Genomic DNA, 18264 nt, shown 5'->3' on the forward strand with positions numbered 1-18264 from the left:
CGGCCACGCCGCGTCGCACGACGCCATGACCTGGGCGATGGGCGAGTCAGTCAGCACCGATCAGCCCGTGACCCAGGTACAGGCAGTCTTGCAGGCCCAAAGCGATACGCGACACCGCGCGGGTGATCTTGCGAGTCACAAAGGTCTCGCCGCGCAAGGGACTCTCGTGGTTGAACAAGATGCCGTTGCAGGCGTAGATGCCGTAGGCCTCGCGGTAGTTGACCGTGATCCAGTAGGCGTACATCTTGGCCACCGCGTAGGGGCTGCGTGGGTAGAAAGGGGTGGTTTCCTTCTGAGGGATTTCTTGCACCAGGCCGTACAGCTCGGAGGTGGAGGCCTGATAAAAGCGCGTCTTCTTCTCGAGGCCCAGGATGCGGATCGCTTCCAATATGCGCAGCGTGCCCATGCCGTCGGCATCGGCCGTGTACTCGGGGCTCTCGAAGCTGACGGCCACATGGCTCATCGCGCCAAGGTTGTAGATCTCGTCCGGCTGCACCTGCTGAATGATGCGGATCAGGTTGCTGCTGTCGGTCAGGTCACCGTAGTGCAGGGTGAAGTTCTTTTTGTCGACGTGGGGATCTTGATAGAGGTGGTCGATCCGGTCGGTGTTGAACGACGACGAACGGCGCTTGATGCCGTGAACGTCATAGCCCTTGGAGAGCAGCAACTCGGCCAGATAGGCGCCGTCTTGTCCGGTTACGCCGGTGATCAATGCAACTTTTTTTGAACTCATGTTTCGACTTTCATCCCTGCTTCAACTACTCAATTTACTGCCGAATACGCGCGGCCGGACTGTGGCGTCCATGGACTGCTTCATGTCTGCAATGAACTGAGCCTGCAGCTTGAACTCGGCGGCGTCATCTTTGCCTATGCTTGACACCCGCACCAACATGCCATCGGGCACGATGCCGCGCAGCCCGTATTTCAGTTGCATTATTTTTTGATCTTGGCCGGACACTGCGGTGTATTCCCCGACCGTGAACCAAAAGGTCACTGGTTCAACCCGCGAACCCAGTTGGGCAACCATGCGCCGTACCGGCAGTTCACCGGTCTGCACGGCAACCACGCCTGAGCTGGCCGAATTGATTTGGAAGCCTTGGGCTGGGTAGCAAACATCCGGGCGGTGCGAGCGTGTTGCATCAGACTGGTCGCCGCCGTAGGCCACCGACAACATGATTCTTGAGCCGTCCGGGCCGATATAGGTGCGGCTCAACGTTTGGGCGTAGAGCTTCTTCAACATTGCCTCGACATCGGGCGAAATGATGCCGACGGGCAGATTGGTATCAAGCTTCCATGCGCCGATAACAGCAGGGAAAACTTTCTCTAGATCAAGCTTTTGTTGCTGTTCAGCCAAATGGATGCTGGGCTTGGCCATCGGGCCAAGGGTAGCGGCCAGACTTACCAATATCGCCAGCGCAAGGCCGTGCCAACGTAGGCGGTTCATTGCTGCTGCCCCCGGCTGTTGTCGAAAAACAAGCCCAAGAACTTGTCCGTCAATAGCATCAATACCAAGGCCAACATAAACAAAACCATACCGGCGAACCCGTGGACAAACCCTTGCCCGGCTTCGTCGCCAAAATAATAAGTTACCAACACCAATATCATCACGCGGCAAATATTGGCGATGAAGGCAATCGGCACCAAAACAATCGCCAAGGTGATATTGCGCGCCGCCGAGGTGTACTTCATCAGGTTCATGTACAGCATTCCAAGCGCTTCCAGCGTGAACATCGAGTTCAAACCTGCGCAAGCATCGGCGACCAACAGCTGATATTGCCCGACGGTGAGCATCACCCCCGTGCGCCCGACGGGGTAACCCATGTTGTACAAAAGGCCGCTGGCCACATAGGAGACCGCCATCTTCAGCGGTGCTGTGACTGAAGCAACTAAAGCCTCTGGCAAGGGCACCATGAAGAGCATGAAAAACAATGGAAACCAAATCAAGCGCAGACCGGCCCAGCCTTTGAACACCAGCGTGATGCCGGCGAGCAAGAGGATCTGGGCGGTCATTACAAAGATCCAAATGTCTTGCGACACACCGGCCACAAACATCAGGCATGCAAAAACAACGATGGCGTAACCCGCTACCGGCGCTGCTTTAGATTGCAGTTCGGCCAAGGTGTGCCGGGCGCTGAACAGCAACCAAACGCTGATGGCAAAGATGATAGGTCCGTGGCCCTGTTCATCGGTCGCCCAGATAGTGCTGCTGAGGGCCTTGTACACGGGCCCAAACATATAGAGCAGCGCCGCACTGATCAGCAGCAGAGCAGGAATATCTAGGCCGCGAGGCAGCCAGGCGGGCGATTGAGTGGCAGACATTGATTTGGCGCTTTAGGAACGATGGGCAGTTTCAATACTCGTTCATGACCGCGCCGAGTACACGCACGGCACTACCCGACAGGCTGGCTACCAAGTCTTGCAGCGCCTCGTACTTGCTCTCGTTCTTGCGGGTCAAGACGATGGCGGCACCGCACTTGGATGCCACCATGCAGGCATCAGCACCCACACTAGCGGCGGCCGTATCCACAATGACGTGGTCGAACTTGGCGCACAACTCTCGCATCAAGAGGCCAAATGCGGGGCGCTCGATCAACTCAAGCGGGTTGGGGGGAATCGAGCCGCCGGGCAACACGAACAAGCCAGGCACCCCTTCAACTGTCTGAATAACCTGCGCTTCAGCGCGGCCGGACAGCACGTTGGACAGGCCTGCGGTGTTGGAAACACAGAACACTTCATGCTGGCGAGGGCTGCGCAAATCAGCGTCCACCAAGAGCGTGCGGCCGCCCAACTGGGCCAGAGAAACTGCCAAATTGGCGGCGAAATAAGTTTTGCCGTCTCCATGTTCGGGGCTGATCACGGCGAGCGCAGTGCGAGCCTCTCCGGTACCGTGCAAGTGCATGGTGACTTGGCTGCGCGCCGCGCGAATCGCTTCCGCTTGCACAGAGAACGGATGATTCAATGTTACCAACTCGGGGCTGGAGACCCGCCTCTCCGCTGTCGCTAACGGGTAGTGAAATTGCTGGGCCAGCGCGTTCAATACGTCGTCTTCACTGGCCAAACCAAGCGCAACCGCAGCTTCGCCGAAGCGGACACCCTTTTCACGCTGGTAAACAAGGACCTTTTCGACTTCGGCAGCGCTGAGGCTGCGAGCATCGCGAATGATGTCGCCGATGGAGCGATCTTTAAGGCTTTGACCGCCAGTTTGGGTGGACTGTTCTGCACTCACGATCGCGGCATCCTCGGATTGATAGTCACTCATATTCAGGCACTCTTGGCCACGCTCGAACTTTGGCCGAGCAGGTTACGCTGCATCAGGTTGGCCTTCACCGTGCGGCCAAAGAGGCGCTTGGCCTCAGGGCGCGGCATCACACCAATGATGGGCAGGCCCACGGCCAAAACTACGTCTTCAGCACTGCGAATCCTGCGGTCGAACAACTCAAGCACGATGGCAGTGCCTACCGCCAGAAGAGTGCCAGCAAACACGGCCACCAACATGTTCAGAACCAAGCGAGGCGAGGTTGGATCGGAAGGTGGGCTAGCAGGCGTCAGCACGGCTACATTGCTTTGGGTCACTTGGCTTTCCAGGTTTGACTGGTTCAAGCGCTGCAAAATCAAGTCATAGGTCCGCTGCGCACTTTCAACGTCGCGCATCATGACTGAGCCTTCGTCCCGCACTGCCTTCATCTGCAGCACCTTGTTGCGTTGCGCCTCCAACGAGGCGCGCAATTCGGCCACCCGTTGTTGATTGATCGAGTTTGCAACGCCCAAACTGCTGGTTACTTTGGCAGTTTCAAGCTCAATGCGCTTGCGCAACTCTGTGGCGTTGGCCTTGGCTTCTTGCACCTGGGGGTGATTGACACCGTATTTGGAATTCAGCTCCTCCATTCTGGCGTCGAGTCTGGCTTGGTCTGCCTTCAAACCTGCAATCAAGGGATTGCTCAGCACTTCTTGCATCCGGTCGCTAGAACCACCTCTAGCAGCAGACTGCCTGCTACCGGAATCACTGGCTAGCGCTTGAAGGCCAACCAACTGGCTCGACAACTCATTCAGCCTGGCGTTCTCAACGTCCAGGCGCTCGTCAGAGGCGATGATGCCCTTTTCCTTTTGATATTCAGACAATTGCGCCTGAGCTTTCTCGACTACCTCGCGCGCTTCTTTGGCGCGAGTTTCGAAAAAGCTTGAATACTGCTTGGCCGGATCTACGCGCAACTCGATATTGGTTTCGAGATAAGCTTGCACGAAAGCATTGGCCAAACCAGCAGCAAAACGTGGGTCAGGGGCTTTGTAAGCGACGCTGATAACATTCGATTCGCGAGAAGGTTTGACATCCAGATTCTTTTGAAAGGACTGGCCTAACCATTGCTCGATCGAACCTAGGCCTTCGGTTTCTTGCTTCCATTGCTCAATAATTGTTGGATTCTCGGCCAGCTTCAAATTACGCACGACCTTATAAGCAACTCGATCGCTCGTGATTACGTCAATTTGGGTAGCAATGAGGCTGGGGTTTACTCCACCACCGTACATCATTGCACTCAGCGGATCTGGCTTGGCATCTATAACAACCGAGGCTACTGCTGTGTATTTCTTTGGAGATAGCAAGCTCGCAATGAGTGTTGCACCAATCAGAACCAAGAATACCGCAGCAGCAATTTTCCAACGCGCCAAAAAAATAGCAATAAACTGTCCGAATGTCATACCGAATCCTTAGAACAAACTCTCTTTGACATACACAACGTCGCCATCTTTCAAACTCTCATCCATCGGGAGTTGAACAATTTCGACCTTGCCGTCGGCGCCCTTGCGGTGCACGCGAATACCTTTTTCGGTACCGCGCTGGGTGATGCCGCCACCCGTGGCCAGGCTTTGCATCAGCGTCATGCCGCGCTCCAGGCGCATCGGGCCGGGGCGCTGCACTTCGCCTTAGATGTAAACCATCGGCGCACGGTCAACCCAGACCACGTCGCCGTTCTGGATGAACACGTCTTGCGCGCCACCACCCACAGCGAAGATGCCGGGCAAGTCAATTTCGGCGCGGTAGGGCTGGCCGGCGCGCTTGCCGGTGAGGATCAGCGTCTCGGCGCCGGCACCACTGACCACACCGCCGGCGTTGGCGATCAGGTCGGTCAGGCGCATGTCGGCCGTCTCAATCGGGTAGCGGCCCGGGCGGTTGACCTGGCCGAGCACGCTGGCCTGGTTGCCCTTGACCTGCAGCACCACGATGGTGACTTGCGGGTTCTTGACGAAGTTGCCCTTTTTGAGCCCGTCGGTGATCAGCTGCTCGGCTTGCGTGACGCTGAGGCCACCGACCTTGATGCTGCCCAGCAAGGGGAAAGAGACGACGTTGTTCTCGGAGACGCGTGTCTCCAGCGTCAGGTCGGGGTTTTGGTAGACCGAGATGCGCATCACGTCGCCGGCACCCAGCCGGTATTCGGCTGAGGCGGCGGGCGCGGCAACTGGCGCTTGCGCGACGGCGGGCGTCAGCAGCAAGGCCTGCGCGCCCATCATCAGCGCACAAGCCAACAAGGTTTGCTTTGCCATCGTCGTCTTGATCTTGGGGTTGTTCTTCATGGCGGCCATCATCACTTCAGGCCCATGCCTTTGGAGATGGCGCTGGCGTCAAGGCCGCTGGCGGCTGGAGCCACCGGGGCTGGCGCTGGCGCTGTGTTTGCCGTTGCGGCGGGGGCGTCGCCAGTGGCCGCAGTGGCGGCGGGTGCCGAAGCGGCGCCGGCAGTGCCCGGTGCACCTTCCTTGAACTTGCCGACGTATTCGATCTTGGCGGCTTCACGCAGCGCCTTGATGTCTTTTTGCACTTGTTCGGACTTGCGCTGGTTGCCCAGGAAGGCTTCGATCGCGGGCTTGGCGCGGGCTTCGTCAACCGGCTGGCTGCGCGAGCCGACCAAGAACAAGACGGTCATGCCGGTGGGGGTTTGGGTGACGGCGGAGTCGCCGTCTTTCATGCGGGAGATGGCGTCGAGGCCGGCCAGCGGCAGCTGCTCGGCGGCGCGCACGGCTTGGTTGCCGTTGAAGCGGATATTGCTCGCCTTCAAGAACTCAGCAAATTCGGCCATGCTTTTGGCGGACTGCAGCTTTTCGCGGATGACTGGGACCTGCTCCGGCGTGGCCTCGATGGCCAGCTCTTGCAGGCTGAAGATGCGGCGCTCCTTGAACAGCGCGGGCTTTTCGTTGTAGTACTTGCTGACTTCTTCAGCGGTGGGCTTGGAGATCGACTCGCCGATGCGCTCCACATAGGCGCGGGCAATGATTTCGCGCTTGGCGGCTTCGATCTGCTGCACCACCTTGGGGTCGCGGTCGATTTTGAGCTCTTGGCCCTTTTGCACGGCGAGCTCTTGCTCGATCAGGCGCTCCAGCACTTGCTTGGAGGCGGCTTCGGCTTGCTCGGGCTTGAGGCCTTGTTGGCGCTGCAGCACGAAGTTGATCTGGTGGACGGTGATTTCTTCTTTGTTGACCTTGGCCGCGGTCTGCAAGGCTTTTTCGGGCTTATCGCCGCCGCCGCAAGCGGCCAGCAAGACGACCGTGGCCACGGCGGCGACCAGGGCGGCAAGCCGCGGCGCGCTGTGCGAGGACTTGCTTGTGGCCAGGAGTTCTTGTTGTTGAGTCGTCTTCAGCTTCATGACTTGTTCACCCTTGTTCGTTCTCGTCCACATGAGGTGCCGGCCCCGGCACTTCGGTAAAAATTTTCTTTGCTGCAACGCAACACACAGCTAGCCCTTTTAGGACGAGCGAGTGTAGCTTTGGAAAATGACAATTCACCCTGCTGCAGGGGTAAATCCCGGTCGGAATGCCTACGGTTTACCCGGATGCGGCGGGCTTGCAATGGCCCGTTCTGGGGCAGCTTAGGCATTGGGGCATTGGTTTGGGGGGGTGCGATTTAGTTGTATTGGCCAGCCATGCCTGGATGGGAAGCTTGGCGAAGATGTCGCTGAGCTGAATTCTGGTCCTTGACCCTGAGGTGCCAGATCTGCGCCCATCCCCTGCATCCCCTTCATCCTGGCTAGATTTTCTTGTTTGCGTGAGCCGTATCGATTTGATAGACCTTGGAAGAATTTTTTGGCCGGGATGGAGGGGATGGAAGGGATGAAGGCAATGGGGCGCTGGGCGGACGATTGGTCTGAAATCGGCTTCTGGTCATGCAATGTCTCTCCAGCGCGGATCATCCGCGAAAAACGGAGGCGACGACTGTTCTGGCGCCTAGGAGCCTGTGCTCGCGAGCAAATCAAGCGCGTTCTTCGCGCCGCCCCAACCCTTCGGCGATGAGCACCATCACCAAGGCGTTGAGCGACACACCCTCGGCCCGTGCCCGTGTCGTTAGACGCTGGTGCAGCGAGCGCGGCACGCGGGTGACGAACTTGCCTGAGGCATTGGCGGACGAAAAGTCGCTGGCCATCAGCGTCGGCGCGGGCACGCTGCGGCCCATATCCACCATGGCGCTGATAAGGGCCAGAAAAGCCTCCCGGCCGTCTGCTACTGCCGCGTCGACACTGGGACCATCGGCCAGCAGGCCCGGGAAGTCAGGCATGGCGAACACAAAGCCGCCGCCGTCCTCCGCGCTCAGCGGGCTCACCACATGGCTGTATGCCTCGAACGCGTGGGGCGGTGTGGCCCGGGGGACGGTCTTGCTGGCGGTGGCTTTCATGGCATGGGCTCCTTCTTATCTTTCACTTGGTCAATCAACTGCAGCAGGCGCCTGATGTAGATGGGCTTAGAACTTATCCGTAAATAGTCGGGGTCGGCTGCCGGCCGCTTTGAACGCATGGCTGCGTTGCAGATCCTCGCGATACCTACGGGTATCGCTCCGGTCTGCGCCTTGCTCTGCGCTCAAATCGTCTCGCCATCCTCTGACCCGCCTATTTACGGCCAAGTTCTTAATCGGCCGGTGCGCCGGCACCGTCAGCGATTCAGCCAAGTCAGGGTGCGAAGGATGCTCTGCACAACTCAGCGCGAGTGGGTGCAGTGCGGATCGGGATGGGCTGCAAGGCGCGTTTTGCAGCCAATAGCCGTAGCTATTGGCAAGAAATGCAACGCCGCAGACCGCCCGAGGCCGCCCTAGCACACGCCGCGAGGAGTTGTGCAGAGCATCCCTGACGCACATGGTGGCTGCCGCCGTTGTTTCGAACCTCAAAACCGTAACGCTGCGCCACGCTCAGCACTTGATCCATCGGCCAGTCGCGGGGGTTGTTGCGCATGGCTTGCAGCAGCTTGGTGGCGGTATTCACACCCAAATGATACTGCTGGAGATACTTGGCACCAAGAACAAATATGAAACAGCACGCGCAAAGCGCCCACGCCGTGCAGGCTTTTTAGGTCAAACAAGTAGGCTGCCTGCAGCGGCGGTCAGTGCCCGAGACGGCCGGGGATTGAGGCTTTCGTACTGCTGGAATCTTTGAACAGAAGGACACGAAGAGCGCAAAGGAATGCAAGGACGAAAAGGAATTCTCTGCCTTCGGGTTTCGTATGCCTTCGTGACCTTTGTGAGCTTCTGTTTGATTCCAATCGTCGGCTTACGGTCGCTTGCTTGAGAGGCGACTGGAACGTAGCTATCTTCGGCTCTCAATACGGAGCTAATTATGGAAACCATCCTCGCTGACGTAGCCGTGAGCATGTCCGAGTTCAAGAAGAACCCGGCCGCCGTGCTGAGGGAGGCCAACAACCGCCCGGTTGCTGTACTCAATCACAACCGAGCTGCGTTTTACATGGTTGAACCGCTGCTTTTTGAAGCCATGCTGGAGGAACTCGCGGACCAGGATCTCTACCGTAAGGCTGCCAGCCGTTTGGCAGACAAGGCGCGCGCCATCGAGGTGGACATTGACGATCTCTAAGGACGAGATCAAGGCCGAGCACAAGTGCAAATTGCGCTTCATGCCCGAAGCGCTGGAGGAGTGGCACCGACTGGATGGCTCCGTTCAACCCATCCTCAAGAAGCTGTTGGCCAAAAGGCTGGACATGCCGCACGTCCCCGGTGGCGAGCTTCACGGGCCGCTTGCTGGCTGCTACAAGATCAAGCTGCTCCAGCAAGGTGTGCGTTTGGTCTATTCAGTTGAGGACGGCTACTTGTTGGTCACGGCCGTGGCCATCGACAAGCGCGAGGATGGCGTGGTTTACGAGTCAGCCATGGCTCGGTTGTCGGCTCTCGCTGAGGCTGCCTCCAAAGCGCTGCGGGACAAGCTCAAAAAGTAACTTTCGGGCGGTGGTACCCGCAGCACTCCATCAGCACTTGATCCCCGCATGCAGCGCCACCACGCCCGCGCTGAGGTTGTGCACGTCGACATGGCCGAAGCCGGCGGTCTTCATCATGGCCTTGAGCTCTTGCTGGCCGGGGTGCATGCGGATCGACTCGGCCAGGTAGCGGTAGCTGTCGGCATCGCCGGCGATCATCTGGCCCAGGCGCGGCAGGATCTTGAACGAGTACCAGTCATAAGGTTTTTGCAAGGGCGCGGCGACCTTGGAGAACTCCAGCACCAGCAGGCGGCCACCGGGCTTGAGGACGCGGCACATTTCGGCCAAGGCTTGGTCCTTGTGGGTCATATTGCGCAGGCCGAAGGCGACGCTGACGAGATCAAAACTGGCCGACTTGAAGGGCAGCTTTTCGGCATCGCATAGGCCGGTGGGCAGGATCAGGCCTTCGTCAAGCAGGCGGTTGCGGCCCTGGCGCAGCATCGCTTCGTTGATGTCGGTGTGCACGACCATGCCGCTGTCGCCGACCTTGCGGGCAAAGGCGCGCGCCAGGTCACCGGTGCCGCCGGCGATGTCGAGCACGCGCTCGCCGGCTTTGAGGTTGGCGACGGCCACGGTGTAGGCCTTCCAGGCGCGGTGCATGCCCATCGACATCAGGTCGTTCATCACGTCGTAGCGCGAAGCGACCGAGTCGAACACGCCGCGCACGCGGCCGGCTTTGTCGCCTTCGTCAACGGTTTTGTAGCCGAAATGGGTGCTGGTCATGGGGTGCCTTTCGAATTCGGGTGTTTGAGAGTTCGGCTTCAATGGCTGGCACAAGCGCTACCGCCGCCGCCAGCTTTGTTCGCCGCCATCGGCTGATCCCGGTCAGCGCCGGCTGCGGCCAGGCGGGCTTCGTAGTCTTGCCACAACCGCGCCTCGTTGGCGCCCAGCTCGTACAGATAGTCCCAGGAGTACAGGCCGGTGTTGTGACCGTCGGAGAACTGCGGCTGCACGGCGTAATGGCCGACCGGCTCCAGCGCGGTGATACGCACTTCGCGCTTGCCGGTCTGCAGCGTCTCCTGGCCGGGACCATGGCCCTTGACTTCGGCCGACGGGCTGTAGACGCGCATCAGCTCGAACGGAATGCGAAAGCGCGCGCCGTCCGAGAACGCCACTTCCAGCACGCGTGACTGCTGGTGCACGGTGATGTCGGTGGGCGTGGGGGTGGTGGGGTTGAGGCCGGCCATGGGAGAGGTTCTCGCGGTAAAGGCTGCTATTGCTGCGCAAGGTTGAGAGTTTAGCGGCGCCGTCTGCCGCCCCGGCGCAAGCGCAATTTGTATCCAAATGAAACGCTGGCGTCTGGGCCGTGCAGTTGGTCACGGGGCGCCTAACAGCGGCGGGCTGAGGGCTGGCGCAGGTTTGAGCGACTCCCTACAGTCCGCAGCTTCAACCACATTGACAGCACCTCAAAACCCCATGAAAAAAATGACCTCTGCTTTTGCTGCCGCCTCCATCGTTGTGGTCGCCGCCGCGTCAAGCGCGTCGGCTGCCGAGCTCAGCCTCAAGTACACCGGCATTGCGGGCGCCGGCGTGTCGATTGACATCGAACAACTGGGCAAGAACCGCGACGGCATCACCGCCGGCCTACTGAACTTTGCCAGCGCTGACGGCAAGAGCTTCGCGGCTTACTGCGTCGAGCTGGCTCAGTACACCTCCACGTCGCTGCAGACCTACCAGGTCGGCAGCTTCAACACAGCCCAAGGCAGCAATCTGCAGAAGCTGCTGTCGGCCAACTACGCGTCGGTGGACACCCACACCGAGCGGGCCGCGTTTCAAATGGCTGTGTGGGAGTTGACGCATGAGAGCAAGGCCGGCGCGTTCAGCGTCACCGAAGGGGCCAGTGACAAAGACGGCCAGGGCTTCAACCTGAACGACAGCACCAGCAACTTCGGCTCACTGGTCAGCCAGGTGAACAGCTATTTGGACGCGGGTGCCGCCTACCAGGGCGCCCATCTGTACCAGATCGAAAAGCTCAGCAACGCCAATCACCAAGACCTGTTGCGCTTCAACGCCCTTCCCCCAGTGACCGCAGTGCCGGAGCCGACCAGCTATGCCTTGCTGCTGGCCGGTTTGGGCGTGATCGGGTTTGTGTCGCGCCGGCGGTCCAACGTACGCAAGAGCTGAGTACCTAGGGACCCTCTGCAAAACCCCCGTGGGTCGCGTTTGCGAGAGAACAGGCCGACTCGTAGGCGCAGTGCGAAGGTCGGGCTCTATGCCCGACTGCCGAGTACTGCAACGACCGAGGGGGCCTGTTATCTCACAAACCCTTCGGGGCGGGCCTTTGCGGGCGCTGACCGGCGTTACGACCCTTGCCCAGACACGAGTCTGGGCGGCAGTCCGCGCCTTGGCCAGCATCCCGCAAAGATCCCGCCGCGGCCCACGGGGGTTTTGCAGAGGGTCCCTACTGCCCGCAGCTCAAGCCCTGCGAAATGGGCTGCTTGGCTTTCGCTTAGGTGGGGCATCCTGGTGCTGGCTCGCGCCAAACTTCTGGCGCTGGCTCAGCAATTCTTCGCCATCGATGCGTTCGGCCAGGCTGTCCAAATCACTTTTCGAAACCCCGATGGATTCAAAGTGCGCGCGCCAGCTGTTGACCACCTCGATGACTTGGACGATTTGCGCGGCGGCTTGGGGCCGCTGCAGGCCAAACGCGTCGCACTGCGACATCGCATTGGCCAGCGTAGATGCTTGCCCGTCCGCCCCGCAGATGAATTCTTGATAGCCCTGACCGGAGTTGGTAGGGAGCACGTCATACGCAGGCGCCAGCCTCAGCCGCCCATTGGCGGCGGGGTCCACCACCAAGAGTGCATGGTTCTTTTCATGGTCGTCGGTGTTGTCGATCAGGATGTTGAACACCATACGGCGGAACAACTCTTGGGCGTCGGCCATATGCGCGTCGCCCTGGCTGACGCCAATTCTGCGCAGGATGCGGGTAGCCCATTTCGGGCTCGCTCCCCGCCGGCGTGGCTGCCCGGATGGCTGTGCCTGCCGAGATGCAGTGAATTCGCCGGCCGTCCACACGGTCGAAACGCCGAATGGCGACGGCATTCGCGGCGGCTAGGAGCCTGTCGGACTTGGGGCGGCGAAAGCGAGAATCGGCCCCAGCCAGGACAGTTGGTGACGGATTTGCAGCCCCATAGCCCGGCTATGGGGCAAAAAGACGGTGCCAAATGGACGGCTGCGGTCGGTTCGCAGCCGCCGCTCCCCAAGTCCGACAGGCTCCTAGAAGAATCACTTGGGTCTGGGCGACGTTGATGCCGGCCTGCGCTGCCAAGGTCATGGTGGCGTGCTCGATGAGCGGCGCATCGACGTACTCATTGTTAAAGAACTTGATGACCCACGGCTCGCCGTCGATGTCGATGAGCGCCTTTGGCTTGGCGCCACCCAGTGGGCTCCCGCCCCCTTCAAGGATTTTGGCTTCGAGAGCAGTCAAAGCATCGCCGGCTTCAATTTTGGCCACCACCTCGCTGAGTTCTTGGGCTTGCGCCAAGCGCGGCAGTGGGCCGCCTTTGCGGGGGCAATAGTCGGTGGGCGAAGTTGAAACCCCCAAGGCACCGAAGCGGTCGTCACCCGCGTAATAAAGCAGCTCCATCAAGGACATGCGTTTGGGCTTGTCAATGAAACGGATGACTTTCTCACCCCAGCGGTCCGGGCGTGCGTCATCCACGGCCCCGACCGCGCGCGGCGCGTTGGCGCTCAGTCGCCCGGGTGGAGAGAACTCGATGTCCACCAGAGGCAGGTCCTCGCTGAGCACAAATCCACGGGCCAGCCAACCTGGGGCATAGCGCAGCGAGACGCCCTTGCCGGCGGTAACCAGTTTCAAGGCGCCCACGTAGCGCGGCGCTGGGTCGCCCAGATACCAAAGGTACAAGTCATCCAGGCGCATATCAGTCCTGCGTGCTGTTGCTGGGGGCTGCTGCGCGCATGCGAGCGTCGGCAGAGGCCTGCGCCCGGGCAAGGCCTAGCTCCACCGCTTCTCGAACGTTCAAATTGAGCGCGCCCAGGTCATGCTCCGGTGCCGCCAAGTTCCCCAACTCGCCATCGCGGTTGATGAGCCACAAAGCACTTGCGACGATGCCGATGCTCACGGACGGGTCGCCAGCTTCAAGACGCTGGAGCGTGGAGAGGCTAACTCCCAAGCGCTTGGCCCAGGTGCGCAGCGATTCCTTGCGGCGCAAGCGAGCCACTGCCAGATCGGCGCCCAGTTTCTGAAGTGCGCCCAAGGTGGCCGGGGGCAGCTGTTGGATGGCCTTGGTAGCTTTTGACATGCCGATATACTAGTACAAAACTACCAATATTGCACTAATTTATCGGTACATGCAGAATGCCCATCGAATGCAGGCGATGGGCGGCTTGCGCGGCCGTTGGCCACAAAAAAGCCGGCAAGAAGCCGGCTTGATAGGTCTTAAGGATGAACACTCTCGGATGAAATTCCGGGACTGAACCGCACTGAGGGCCACCTAGGAGCCCATTTTTGGGGGCGGTGCAATGCTCGTTTGTTCAACCCCGCAGCGCCATCAAATTACTTCGTCTTCTTGCTGCGATCGGCCACCACAGTCACCCGTGTCGGCGTCACGGCGTCGGGCGAGATCGGCTTTGGAGGGGAGCTGTCCTTGCGCGGCTTCTTCGATTCTTTATTGGTTTTTTGCTGACCTTTTGCCATTGCGATCTCCTGTTGTGGCGCCCCTAACTTTGATAGGGAGCCTATGTTGCTGAAACTGACTTTTGTGACTTACTGCGCCCCGAGTTTGCCATGAACTGATGCGCCGCCCAGCCGGTCATCAATAGGCGCCCATATAGTCCTTTTTGCCCACTTCCACGCCGCTGTGGCGCAGCAAGGCATAGGCGGTGGTGACGTGGAAGAAGAACTGCGGCAGACCGTAATGCAGCAAATAGTCTTGGCCGGTGAAACGGCGCTCTTTGGGCGTGCCGGGGCGGGTCACGATGGCGCGGTCGCCAGCGCCGTCGAACTGGGCCGCGCTCAAGCCTTCGATGAAGGCCAGCGTGGTTTGGATGCGCGCCTGCAACTCGGCGAAGCTCTGCTCGGTGTCGGCCGCGGCGGGCACTTCGACGCCGGCCAAGCGGGCGCAGACGCCCTTGGCGAAGTCACAGGCCACTTGTACCTGCTTGATCAACGCGAACATATCGGGGAACAGGCGCGCTTGTAGCAAGGCATTGGCGTCGATATTGCGGGCGCTCGCATGGGCCTCGGCCTTGGCGAGCACGTCGGACAAGCCGCCCAGCATCTGTTTGAAGACGGGCACGGAGGCTTGAAAAATTGGGTTGCTCATGGGGTGTTCCGCTGAATGGAAAAGCGCCATTCTGGCAGGCCAGGCGATTTTTTCTTCGCGCGCCACTAAACTGCCGCCATGCAATTTGCCCCCCTCATCAAAGAAATCGGCCGCGGCATCAAAGGTGCCCGCAATATGGACGCGGCCACGGCCGAGGCGCTGTTTGGCGCCATCCTGGACGGCGCCGTGCCCGATCTGGAGCTGGGCGCGATCCTGCTGTCGCTGCGCATCAAGGGCGAGCGCGAGACCGAGCTGGCCGGCTTTGAGCGCGCCATGCAGGCGCGCACCGCACACATCGAGGTTCCGGACGGCCCGCGCTGCGTGCTGCTGCCGACCTTCAACGGCGCACGCAAGCAGGCCAATTTGCTGCCGCTGGTGGCGTTGCTGCTGGCGCGCGAGGGTGTGCCGGTGTTGATCCACGGCCGGCATGATTTCGACAGCCGCGAGAGCCCGTTTGCTTTGCTGGCCGCTTTAGGCTTGCCCTTGGCCGACTCAGTGGCTGCAGCGTCCGCACAGTTGTTGAGCAGCCGTTTGGCCTGCTTGCCGCTGGCCGCCTTGAACCCCGGGCTAGACGCCTTGATGGCCTTGCGCCCGCGCCTTGGCGTGCGCAATAGCGGCCACAGCGTGGCCAAGCTGCTGGACGCCGCACCGGGGCGCAGCGTGCGGGTGGTGGCCGTCACGCACCCGGAATACCTGCTCAGCATGGGCCAAGCGTTGGCTGGGCTGACCGGGCTGACGGCGAACGGTGGGCGCGCCCTCTTGATGCGCGCCAGCGAGGGCGAGGCCTATGCGCATCTGCGCCGCAAGGCCCAGCTCTATGGCTATGCCGACGGCCAGCGCTCGGATCTGCATCCGGCCGATACCGACGACATCGACTGGCCGCTGTCAGACGCCTGCGAGGCCGCGGCCAACGCGGCGCTGATCCGCGCGATGCTGGACGGCAGCGCGGCCGTGCCGCCGCGCATTACCGAGCAAGTGCAGGCCTTGGTTCAACTGGCCAGCACTTAAGAGGCGGGCTCTTCCGGCGCGGTCACGGCCTGCCCGACCGGCTGGTTGGCGAAGGCCACATGGCCGCCGCTGATCGCGTCGACCTCGATCACCAGGTCGGGGAAGCGGTGCAAGAACTCCGAGAAGTTGTCGCAGCCCAGCGCCCGCTCGTCAAACGAGGGCAGCAGGCGCTTGATGAAGACCTTGAGCGCGCTGCGCGACACATAGTTCTCGCCGTTGCGGTCCACCAGTTGCTTGAGCGCGCGCAGCAAGGCCTGCTTGGCGTCCTCCAGCGACGGTGAGCCGACGGCTTCCACCGACTCCACCTCGTCAACCGCAGGCGGCACAACGCCAGCCCCAGTCTCCAGCTCCAGCGGCTGGCCTTCAACCGGGCTGGGCGCAGAAGCCGCCAACAGGTTTTGATAGAACTTGAACTCGTTGCAGCTGACCGTCCAGAAGCGGTTGCTGTAGCCGGCCACGCCGACGCCGGCAATGAAGCGGCCGGCCTGCTTGACCTTTTGCGCCAGGCTGATGAAGTCGCTGTCGGAAGAAATCACCACCACATGGGTCAGGTGCGGGTGGTTGTGCACATCGCTGAGCGCGTCCAGCGCCATGCGGATGTCGGCACTGTTCTTCATATTCGAGCCGCGCGGGAACATCTGGATCAGGTCCACCCCGGCCTCGTTCAAGGCATGGCGGTAATTGGCAAAAAACTGCCAGTTGCCATAGGCGCGGTTGATGATGATGTCGCCCAAGGACGCGGCATATTCGAGGATGGGCTTGAGATCGACGAAGACCGGCTGCAACTTCAGCCGGTTGTCGCGGTAGGCGCTGTCGCCATGCGCGGCATTGGCCAGCACGGCGTGGAGATTTTCAAAATCCCAATAGATCGCCACCTTGGTGGCTTCGGCGCGGGAGCTGGGGAATTGGGGCATGGGGACGGTGGCGTTCAGCAAAGGCGGGGGTGCCGAGCTTACCGCGAGCCGGAAGCTGGCCATATACGAAATTCCGCATAAGCAATTTACGAACAAATGGTTTGCTTATCTATAGCCGAACCTTAAAGTCCGCCCCCTAGGGTTGCCACCATGGCCGCTCGACCGAGGAGATTCATGGACTGGATTGCAGTGTTAAGCGGCTTGGGCGTCGGCATCATCGTCGGGATCACCGGCGTGGGCGGCGGCTCCTTGATGACGCCGCTGCTGCTGTCGGTCTTCAAGCTCAGCCCGGCGGTTGCCATCGGCACCGACCTGTGGTTTGCCGCGCTGACCAAGGTGTCGGGCTCGGTCGCGCATGCGCGCCACGGCCATGTCAAGTGGGGGCTGACCGGCCTCTTGCTGGCCGGCAGCATCCCGGCCTCGATCGCCACCGTGGCCGTCATGCATCTGAGCGACATCACCAAGGGCTGGGCCAGCACCCTGACCTTCTCGCTCGGCATCGCGCTGCTCTTGACCGCCTTGGTGGTGGCCTTCAAAAAATCTTGGGCTGCCGTGGGTTTGCGCCTGGAGCGCTACATCCCCGAGTCGCGCAAGCCGGCGCTGACGGTCCTGTGCGGTGTAATCCTGGGCGTGTTGGTGTCGCTGTCGTCGATCGGTGCCGGTGCGATCGGTGCGACGCTGATTCTGCTGCTGTATCCGCGCCTGGAAGCCCGCTACATTGTCGGCAGCGACATTGCGCACGCGGTTCCGCTGACCTTGGTCGCCGGCATTGGCCACGCGACGCTGGGCAATGTCAATTGGCCCTTGTTGCTGCCGCTGCTGATCGGCTCCATGCCCGGCATCTGGCTGGGCGCCCAGCTGACGCGCCGGCTGCCCGACGGTGTGATTCGCGGCCTGCTTTGCGGCTCCTTGGTAGTCGCCGGCTGGAAAGTCATCCATTAAATTCATCTCGAAGAACTATGTACGCCTACACCGACTTTGACCGCCAATTCGTCCACGCCCGCGCGGCGCAGTACCGTGACCAGCTGGAGCGCCACTTGGCCGGCAACTTGCCGGATGAAGACTTCCGCCCGCTGCGTCTGCAAAACGGCTGGTATGTGCAACGCCACGCGCCGATGTTGCGGGTGGCCGTGCCCTACGGCGCACTGAGCAGCGCCCAGCTGCGCCAGCTGGCGGCAATAGCGCGCGAGTTCGACCGCGGCTATGGCCACTTCACGACCCGCCAGAATCTGCAATACAACTGGATCCCGCTGGACCGATCTGCCGATGTGATGGACCGGCTGGCGGCCGTGGACATGCACGGCATCCAGACCAGCGGCAACTGCATCCGCAATATCACCAGCGACTGCTTTGCCGGTGTGGCGCATGACGAGCTGGTCGACCCGCGCCCCTATGCCGAGGTGCTGCGTCAGTGGAGCACGCTGCACCCGGAGTTCGCCTTCCTGCCGCGCAAGTTCAAGATCGCCATCTCCGGCACGACGGAAGACCGCGCCGCGATTGCCTGGCATGACATTGGCCTGCAACTGCTGAAGAACGCGGCCGGCGAGGTGGGTTTCAAGGTCTTGGTCGGCGGCGGCATGGGCCGCACACCCATCGTCGGCCAGGTCATCAGCGAATTCCTGCCCTGGCAGCAGATCCTCGTGTTTGTCGAGGCCATCGTGCGGGTCTACAACCGCTACGGCCGGCGCGACAACGCCTACAAGGCGCGCATCAAGATCCTGGTCAAGGCCGAGGGCCAGGCTTTCTTTGACGACGTTAACGCCGAGTTCAAGCAGATCCTGGAGCAGGACGTCGGTGGGCAGGAGCACCTGATTCCGCAG

Annotated in this window: 22 protein-coding genes and 1 pseudogene; 6 read left to right on the forward strand and 17 right to left on the reverse strand. The window is 60.9% G+C overall.

Annotated features, from left to right (window positions below; translation table 11 throughout):
* Nucleotides 1-67: 67 nt before the first annotated feature.
* The 9 genes and pseudogenes from gmd to RMO57_RS19855 all read right to left on the reverse strand — a co-directional run.
* A pseudogene (gmd, locus tag RMO57_RS19815) lies at nt 68-733 on the reverse strand (GDP-mannose 4,6-dehydratase); the annotation flags it as partial.
* A gap of 21 nt (nt 734-754) precedes the next feature.
* Entirely contained in the window at nt 755-1444 is a 690-nt protein-coding gene (gene epsI / locus RMO57_RS19820) for an exosortase-associated protein EpsI, B-type (protein ID WP_310389596.1), read from the reverse strand.
* Nucleotides 1441-2319: an exosortase B gene (xrtB, locus tag RMO57_RS19825; protein WP_310389597.1), complete on the reverse strand. Its 879-nt coding sequence runs from the start codon at nt 2317-2319 to the stop codon at nt 1441-1443. Before xrtB ends, epsI begins: the two co-directional genes overlap by 4 nt.
* 31 nt (nt 2320-2350) lie before the next feature.
* Nucleotides 2351-3259 (reverse strand): polysaccharide biosynthesis tyrosine autokinase, encoded by a 909-nt coding sequence (locus tag RMO57_RS19830; RefSeq protein WP_310389599.1) that lies wholly within the window; start codon nt 3257-3259, stop codon nt 2351-2353.
* Between the two features lie 2 nt (nt 3260-3261).
* Nucleotides 3262-4695: a chain length determinant protein EpsF gene (epsF, locus tag RMO57_RS19835; RefSeq protein WP_310389600.1), complete on the reverse strand. Its 1434-nt coding sequence runs from the start codon at nt 4693-4695 to the stop codon at nt 3262-3264.
* A 9-nt stretch (nt 4696-4704) separates the two neighbouring features.
* The gene (locus tag RMO57_RS19840; protein WP_310389601.1) at nt 4705-4914 is read right to left on the reverse strand and encodes an SLBB domain-containing protein; all 210 of its coding nucleotides are present in this window, start codon (nt 4912-4914) and stop codon (nt 4705-4707) included.
* Between the two features lie 6 nt (nt 4915-4920).
* Nucleotides 4921-5568 carry a polysaccharide biosynthesis/export family protein gene (locus tag RMO57_RS19845; RefSeq protein ID WP_310389603.1) on the reverse strand — a complete coding sequence of 216 codons (648 nt, stop codon included), beginning with the start codon at nt 5566-5568 and terminating at the stop codon, nt 4921-4923.
* An 11-nt stretch (nt 5569-5579) separates the two neighbouring features.
* A complete protein-coding gene (locus tag RMO57_RS19850) occupies nt 5580-6632 on the reverse strand; it encodes an EpsD family peptidyl-prolyl cis-trans isomerase (RefSeq protein ID WP_310389605.1) in 1053 nt (350 codons plus the stop codon).
* 602 nt (nt 6633-7234) lie between these two features.
* Entirely contained in the window at nt 7235-7654 is a 420-nt protein-coding gene (locus tag RMO57_RS19855; RefSeq protein ID WP_310389607.1) for a toxin-antitoxin system HicB family antitoxin, read from the reverse strand.
* A gap of 931 nt (nt 7655-8585) precedes the next feature.
* Here RMO57_RS19855 and RMO57_RS19860 point away from each other — a divergent pair.
* Both RMO57_RS19860 and RMO57_RS19865 read left to right on the forward strand, forming a co-directional pair.
* The gene (locus RMO57_RS19860) at nt 8586-8837 is read left to right on the forward strand and encodes a type II toxin-antitoxin system Phd/YefM family antitoxin (protein ID WP_310389608.1); all 252 of its coding nucleotides are present in this window, start codon (nt 8586-8588) and stop codon (nt 8835-8837) included.
* Nucleotides 8838-8877: 40 nt separating this feature from the next.
* On the forward strand, nt 8878-9195 hold the full coding sequence (locus tag RMO57_RS19865; RefSeq protein ID WP_310389609.1) for a type II toxin-antitoxin system RelE/ParE family toxin: 318 nt from the start codon (nt 8878-8880) through the stop codon (nt 9193-9195).
* Between the two features lie 30 nt (nt 9196-9225).
* Here the strand turns inward: RMO57_RS19865 and ubiE are convergent, their stop codons facing one another.
* A complete protein-coding gene (ubiE, locus tag RMO57_RS19870) occupies nt 9226-9957 on the reverse strand; it encodes a bifunctional demethylmenaquinone methyltransferase/2-methoxy-6-polyprenyl-1,4-benzoquinol methylase UbiE (RefSeq protein ID WP_310389611.1) in 732 nt (243 codons plus the stop codon).
* Between the two features lie 38 nt (nt 9958-9995).
* Nucleotides 9996-10421 (reverse strand): DUF971 domain-containing protein, encoded by a 426-nt coding sequence (locus tag RMO57_RS19875; RefSeq protein WP_310389613.1) that lies wholly within the window; start codon nt 10419-10421, stop codon nt 9996-9998.
* Between the two features lie 229 nt (nt 10422-10650).
* Between RMO57_RS19875 and RMO57_RS19880 the strand changes: the two genes are divergently transcribed.
* Nucleotides 10651-11358 carry a PEP-CTERM sorting domain-containing protein gene (locus RMO57_RS19880; RefSeq protein WP_310389614.1) on the forward strand — a complete coding sequence of 236 codons (708 nt, stop codon included), beginning with the start codon at nt 10651-10653 and terminating at the stop codon, nt 11356-11358.
* Between the two features lie 291 nt (nt 11359-11649).
* Here the strand turns inward: RMO57_RS19880 and RMO57_RS19885 are convergent, their stop codons facing one another.
* The 5 genes from RMO57_RS19885 to RMO57_RS19905 form a co-directional block, all read right to left on the reverse strand.
* A complete protein-coding gene (locus tag RMO57_RS19885; protein ID WP_310389616.1) occupies nt 11650-12120 on the reverse strand; it encodes a HipA domain-containing protein in 471 nt (156 codons plus the stop codon).
* 256 nt (nt 12121-12376) lie between these two features.
* Nucleotides 12377-13117, reverse strand: a complete 741-nt coding sequence (locus RMO57_RS19890; protein ID WP_310389618.1) for a HipA domain-containing protein — start codon at nt 13115-13117, stop codon at nt 12377-12379.
* A 1-nt stretch (nt 13118) separates the two neighbouring features.
* Complete coding sequence (locus tag RMO57_RS19895; RefSeq protein WP_310389620.1) at nt 13119-13499, reverse strand: helix-turn-helix domain-containing protein; 381 nt, start codon at nt 13497-13499, stop codon at nt 13119-13121.
* A gap of 254 nt (nt 13500-13753) precedes the next feature.
* Nucleotides 13754-13894, reverse strand: a complete 141-nt coding sequence (locus RMO57_RS19900) for a hypothetical protein (protein WP_310389622.1) — start codon at nt 13892-13894, stop codon at nt 13754-13756.
* Nucleotides 13895-14012: 118 nt separating this feature from the next.
* Entirely contained in the window at nt 14013-14522 is a 510-nt protein-coding gene (locus RMO57_RS19905; RefSeq protein WP_310389623.1) for a DUF1993 domain-containing protein, read from the reverse strand.
* A 78-nt stretch (nt 14523-14600) separates the two neighbouring features.
* Between RMO57_RS19905 and ybiB the strand changes: the two genes are divergently transcribed.
* Nucleotides 14601-15530, forward strand: a complete 930-nt coding sequence (gene ybiB / locus RMO57_RS19910; protein WP_310389624.1) for a DNA-binding protein YbiB — start codon at nt 14601-14603, stop codon at nt 15528-15530.
* Here ybiB and RMO57_RS19915 read toward each other — a convergent pair.
* Nucleotides 15527-16444, reverse strand: coding sequence for an NYN domain-containing protein (locus tag RMO57_RS19915; RefSeq protein WP_310389625.1), 918 nt, complete (start codon nt 16442-16444; stop codon nt 15527-15529). The genes ybiB and RMO57_RS19915 overlap by 4 nt on opposite strands.
* A 174-nt stretch (nt 16445-16618) precedes the next feature.
* On the opposite strand from RMO57_RS19915, the gene RMO57_RS19920 reads away from it, so the two are divergent.
* Together RMO57_RS19920 and RMO57_RS19925 are read left to right on the forward strand one after the other, a co-directional pair.
* Nucleotides 16619-17386, forward strand: a complete 768-nt coding sequence (locus RMO57_RS19920) for a sulfite exporter TauE/SafE family protein (protein ID WP_310389626.1) — start codon at nt 16619-16621, stop codon at nt 17384-17386.
* Between the two features lie 17 nt (nt 17387-17403).
* Nucleotides 17404-18264 (forward strand): nitrite/sulfite reductase (locus tag RMO57_RS19925; RefSeq protein WP_310389628.1); only part of this gene is annotated, 861 nt, incomplete at its 3' end.

Source organism: Roseateles sp. (genome assembly GCF_031397715.1).
GTDB lineage: Bacteria > Pseudomonadota > Gammaproteobacteria > Burkholderiales > Burkholderiaceae_C > Paucibacter_A.

Coding starts and splice junctions, on each gene's coding strand:
- RMO57_RS19890 (WP_310389618.1), bottom strand. CDS start 13,117: ATGCGCCTGGATGACTTGTACCTTTGGTATCTGGGCGACCCAGCGCCG.
- RMO57_RS19885 (WP_310389616.1), bottom strand. CDS start 12,120: ATGGCCGACGCCCAAGAGTTGTTCCGCCGTATGGTGTTCAACATCCTG.
- xrtB (WP_310389597.1), bottom strand. CDS start 2,319: ATGTCTGCCACTCAATCGCCCGCCTGGCTGCCTCGCGGCCTAGATATT.
- RMO57_RS19905 (WP_310389623.1), bottom strand. CDS start 14,522: ATGAGCAACCCAATTTTTCAAGCCTCCGTGCCCGTCTTCAAACAGATG.
- ubiE (WP_310389611.1), bottom strand. CDS start 9,957: ATGACCAGCACCCATTTCGGCTACAAAACCGTTGACGAAGGCGACAAA.
- RMO57_RS19875 (WP_310389613.1), bottom strand. CDS start 10,421: ATGGCCGGCCTCAACCCCACCACCCCCACGCCCACCGACATCACCGTG.
- RMO57_RS19845 (WP_310389603.1), bottom strand. CDS start 5,568: ATGAAGAACAACCCCAAGATCAAGACGACGATGGCAAAGCAAACCTTG.
- RMO57_RS19900 (WP_310389622.1), bottom strand. CDS start 13,894: ATGGCAAAAGGTCAGCAAAAAACCAATAAAGAATCGAAGAAGCCGCGC.
- RMO57_RS19860 (WP_310389608.1), top strand. CDS start 8,586: ATGGAAACCATCCTCGCTGACGTAGCCGTGAGCATGTCCGAGTTCAAG.
- RMO57_RS19920 (WP_310389626.1), top strand. CDS start 16,619: ATGGACTGGATTGCAGTGTTAAGCGGCTTGGGCGTCGGCATCATCGTC.
- RMO57_RS19830 (WP_310389599.1), bottom strand. CDS start 3,259: ATGAGTGACTATCAATCCGAGGATGCCGCGATCGTGAGTGCAGAACAG.
- RMO57_RS19865 (WP_310389609.1), top strand. CDS start 8,878: ATGCCCGAAGCGCTGGAGGAGTGGCACCGACTGGATGGCTCCGTTCAA.
- ybiB (WP_310389624.1), top strand. CDS start 14,601: ATGCAATTTGCCCCCCTCATCAAAGAAATCGGCCGCGGCATCAAAGGT.
- RMO57_RS19855 (WP_310389607.1), bottom strand. CDS start 7,654: ATGAAAGCCACCGCCAGCAAGACCGTCCCCCGGGCCACACCGCCCCAC.
- epsF (WP_310389600.1), bottom strand. CDS start 4,695: ATGACATTCGGACAGTTTATTGCTATTTTTTTGGCGCGTTGGAAAATT.
- RMO57_RS19880 (WP_310389614.1), top strand. CDS start 10,651: ATGAAAAAAATGACCTCTGCTTTTGCTGCCGCCTCCATCGTTGTGGTC.
- epsI (WP_310389596.1), bottom strand. CDS start 1,444: ATGAACCGCCTACGTTGGCACGGCCTTGCGCTGGCGATATTGGTAAGT.
- RMO57_RS19850 (WP_310389605.1), bottom strand. CDS start 6,632: ATGAAGCTGAAGACGACTCAACAACAAGAACTCCTGGCCACAAGCAAG.
- RMO57_RS19915 (WP_310389625.1), bottom strand. CDS start 16,444: ATGCCCCAATTCCCCAGCTCCCGCGCCGAAGCCACCAAGGTGGCGATC.
- RMO57_RS19895 (WP_310389620.1), bottom strand. CDS start 13,499: ATGTCAAAAGCTACCAAGGCCATCCAACAGCTGCCCCCGGCCACCTTG.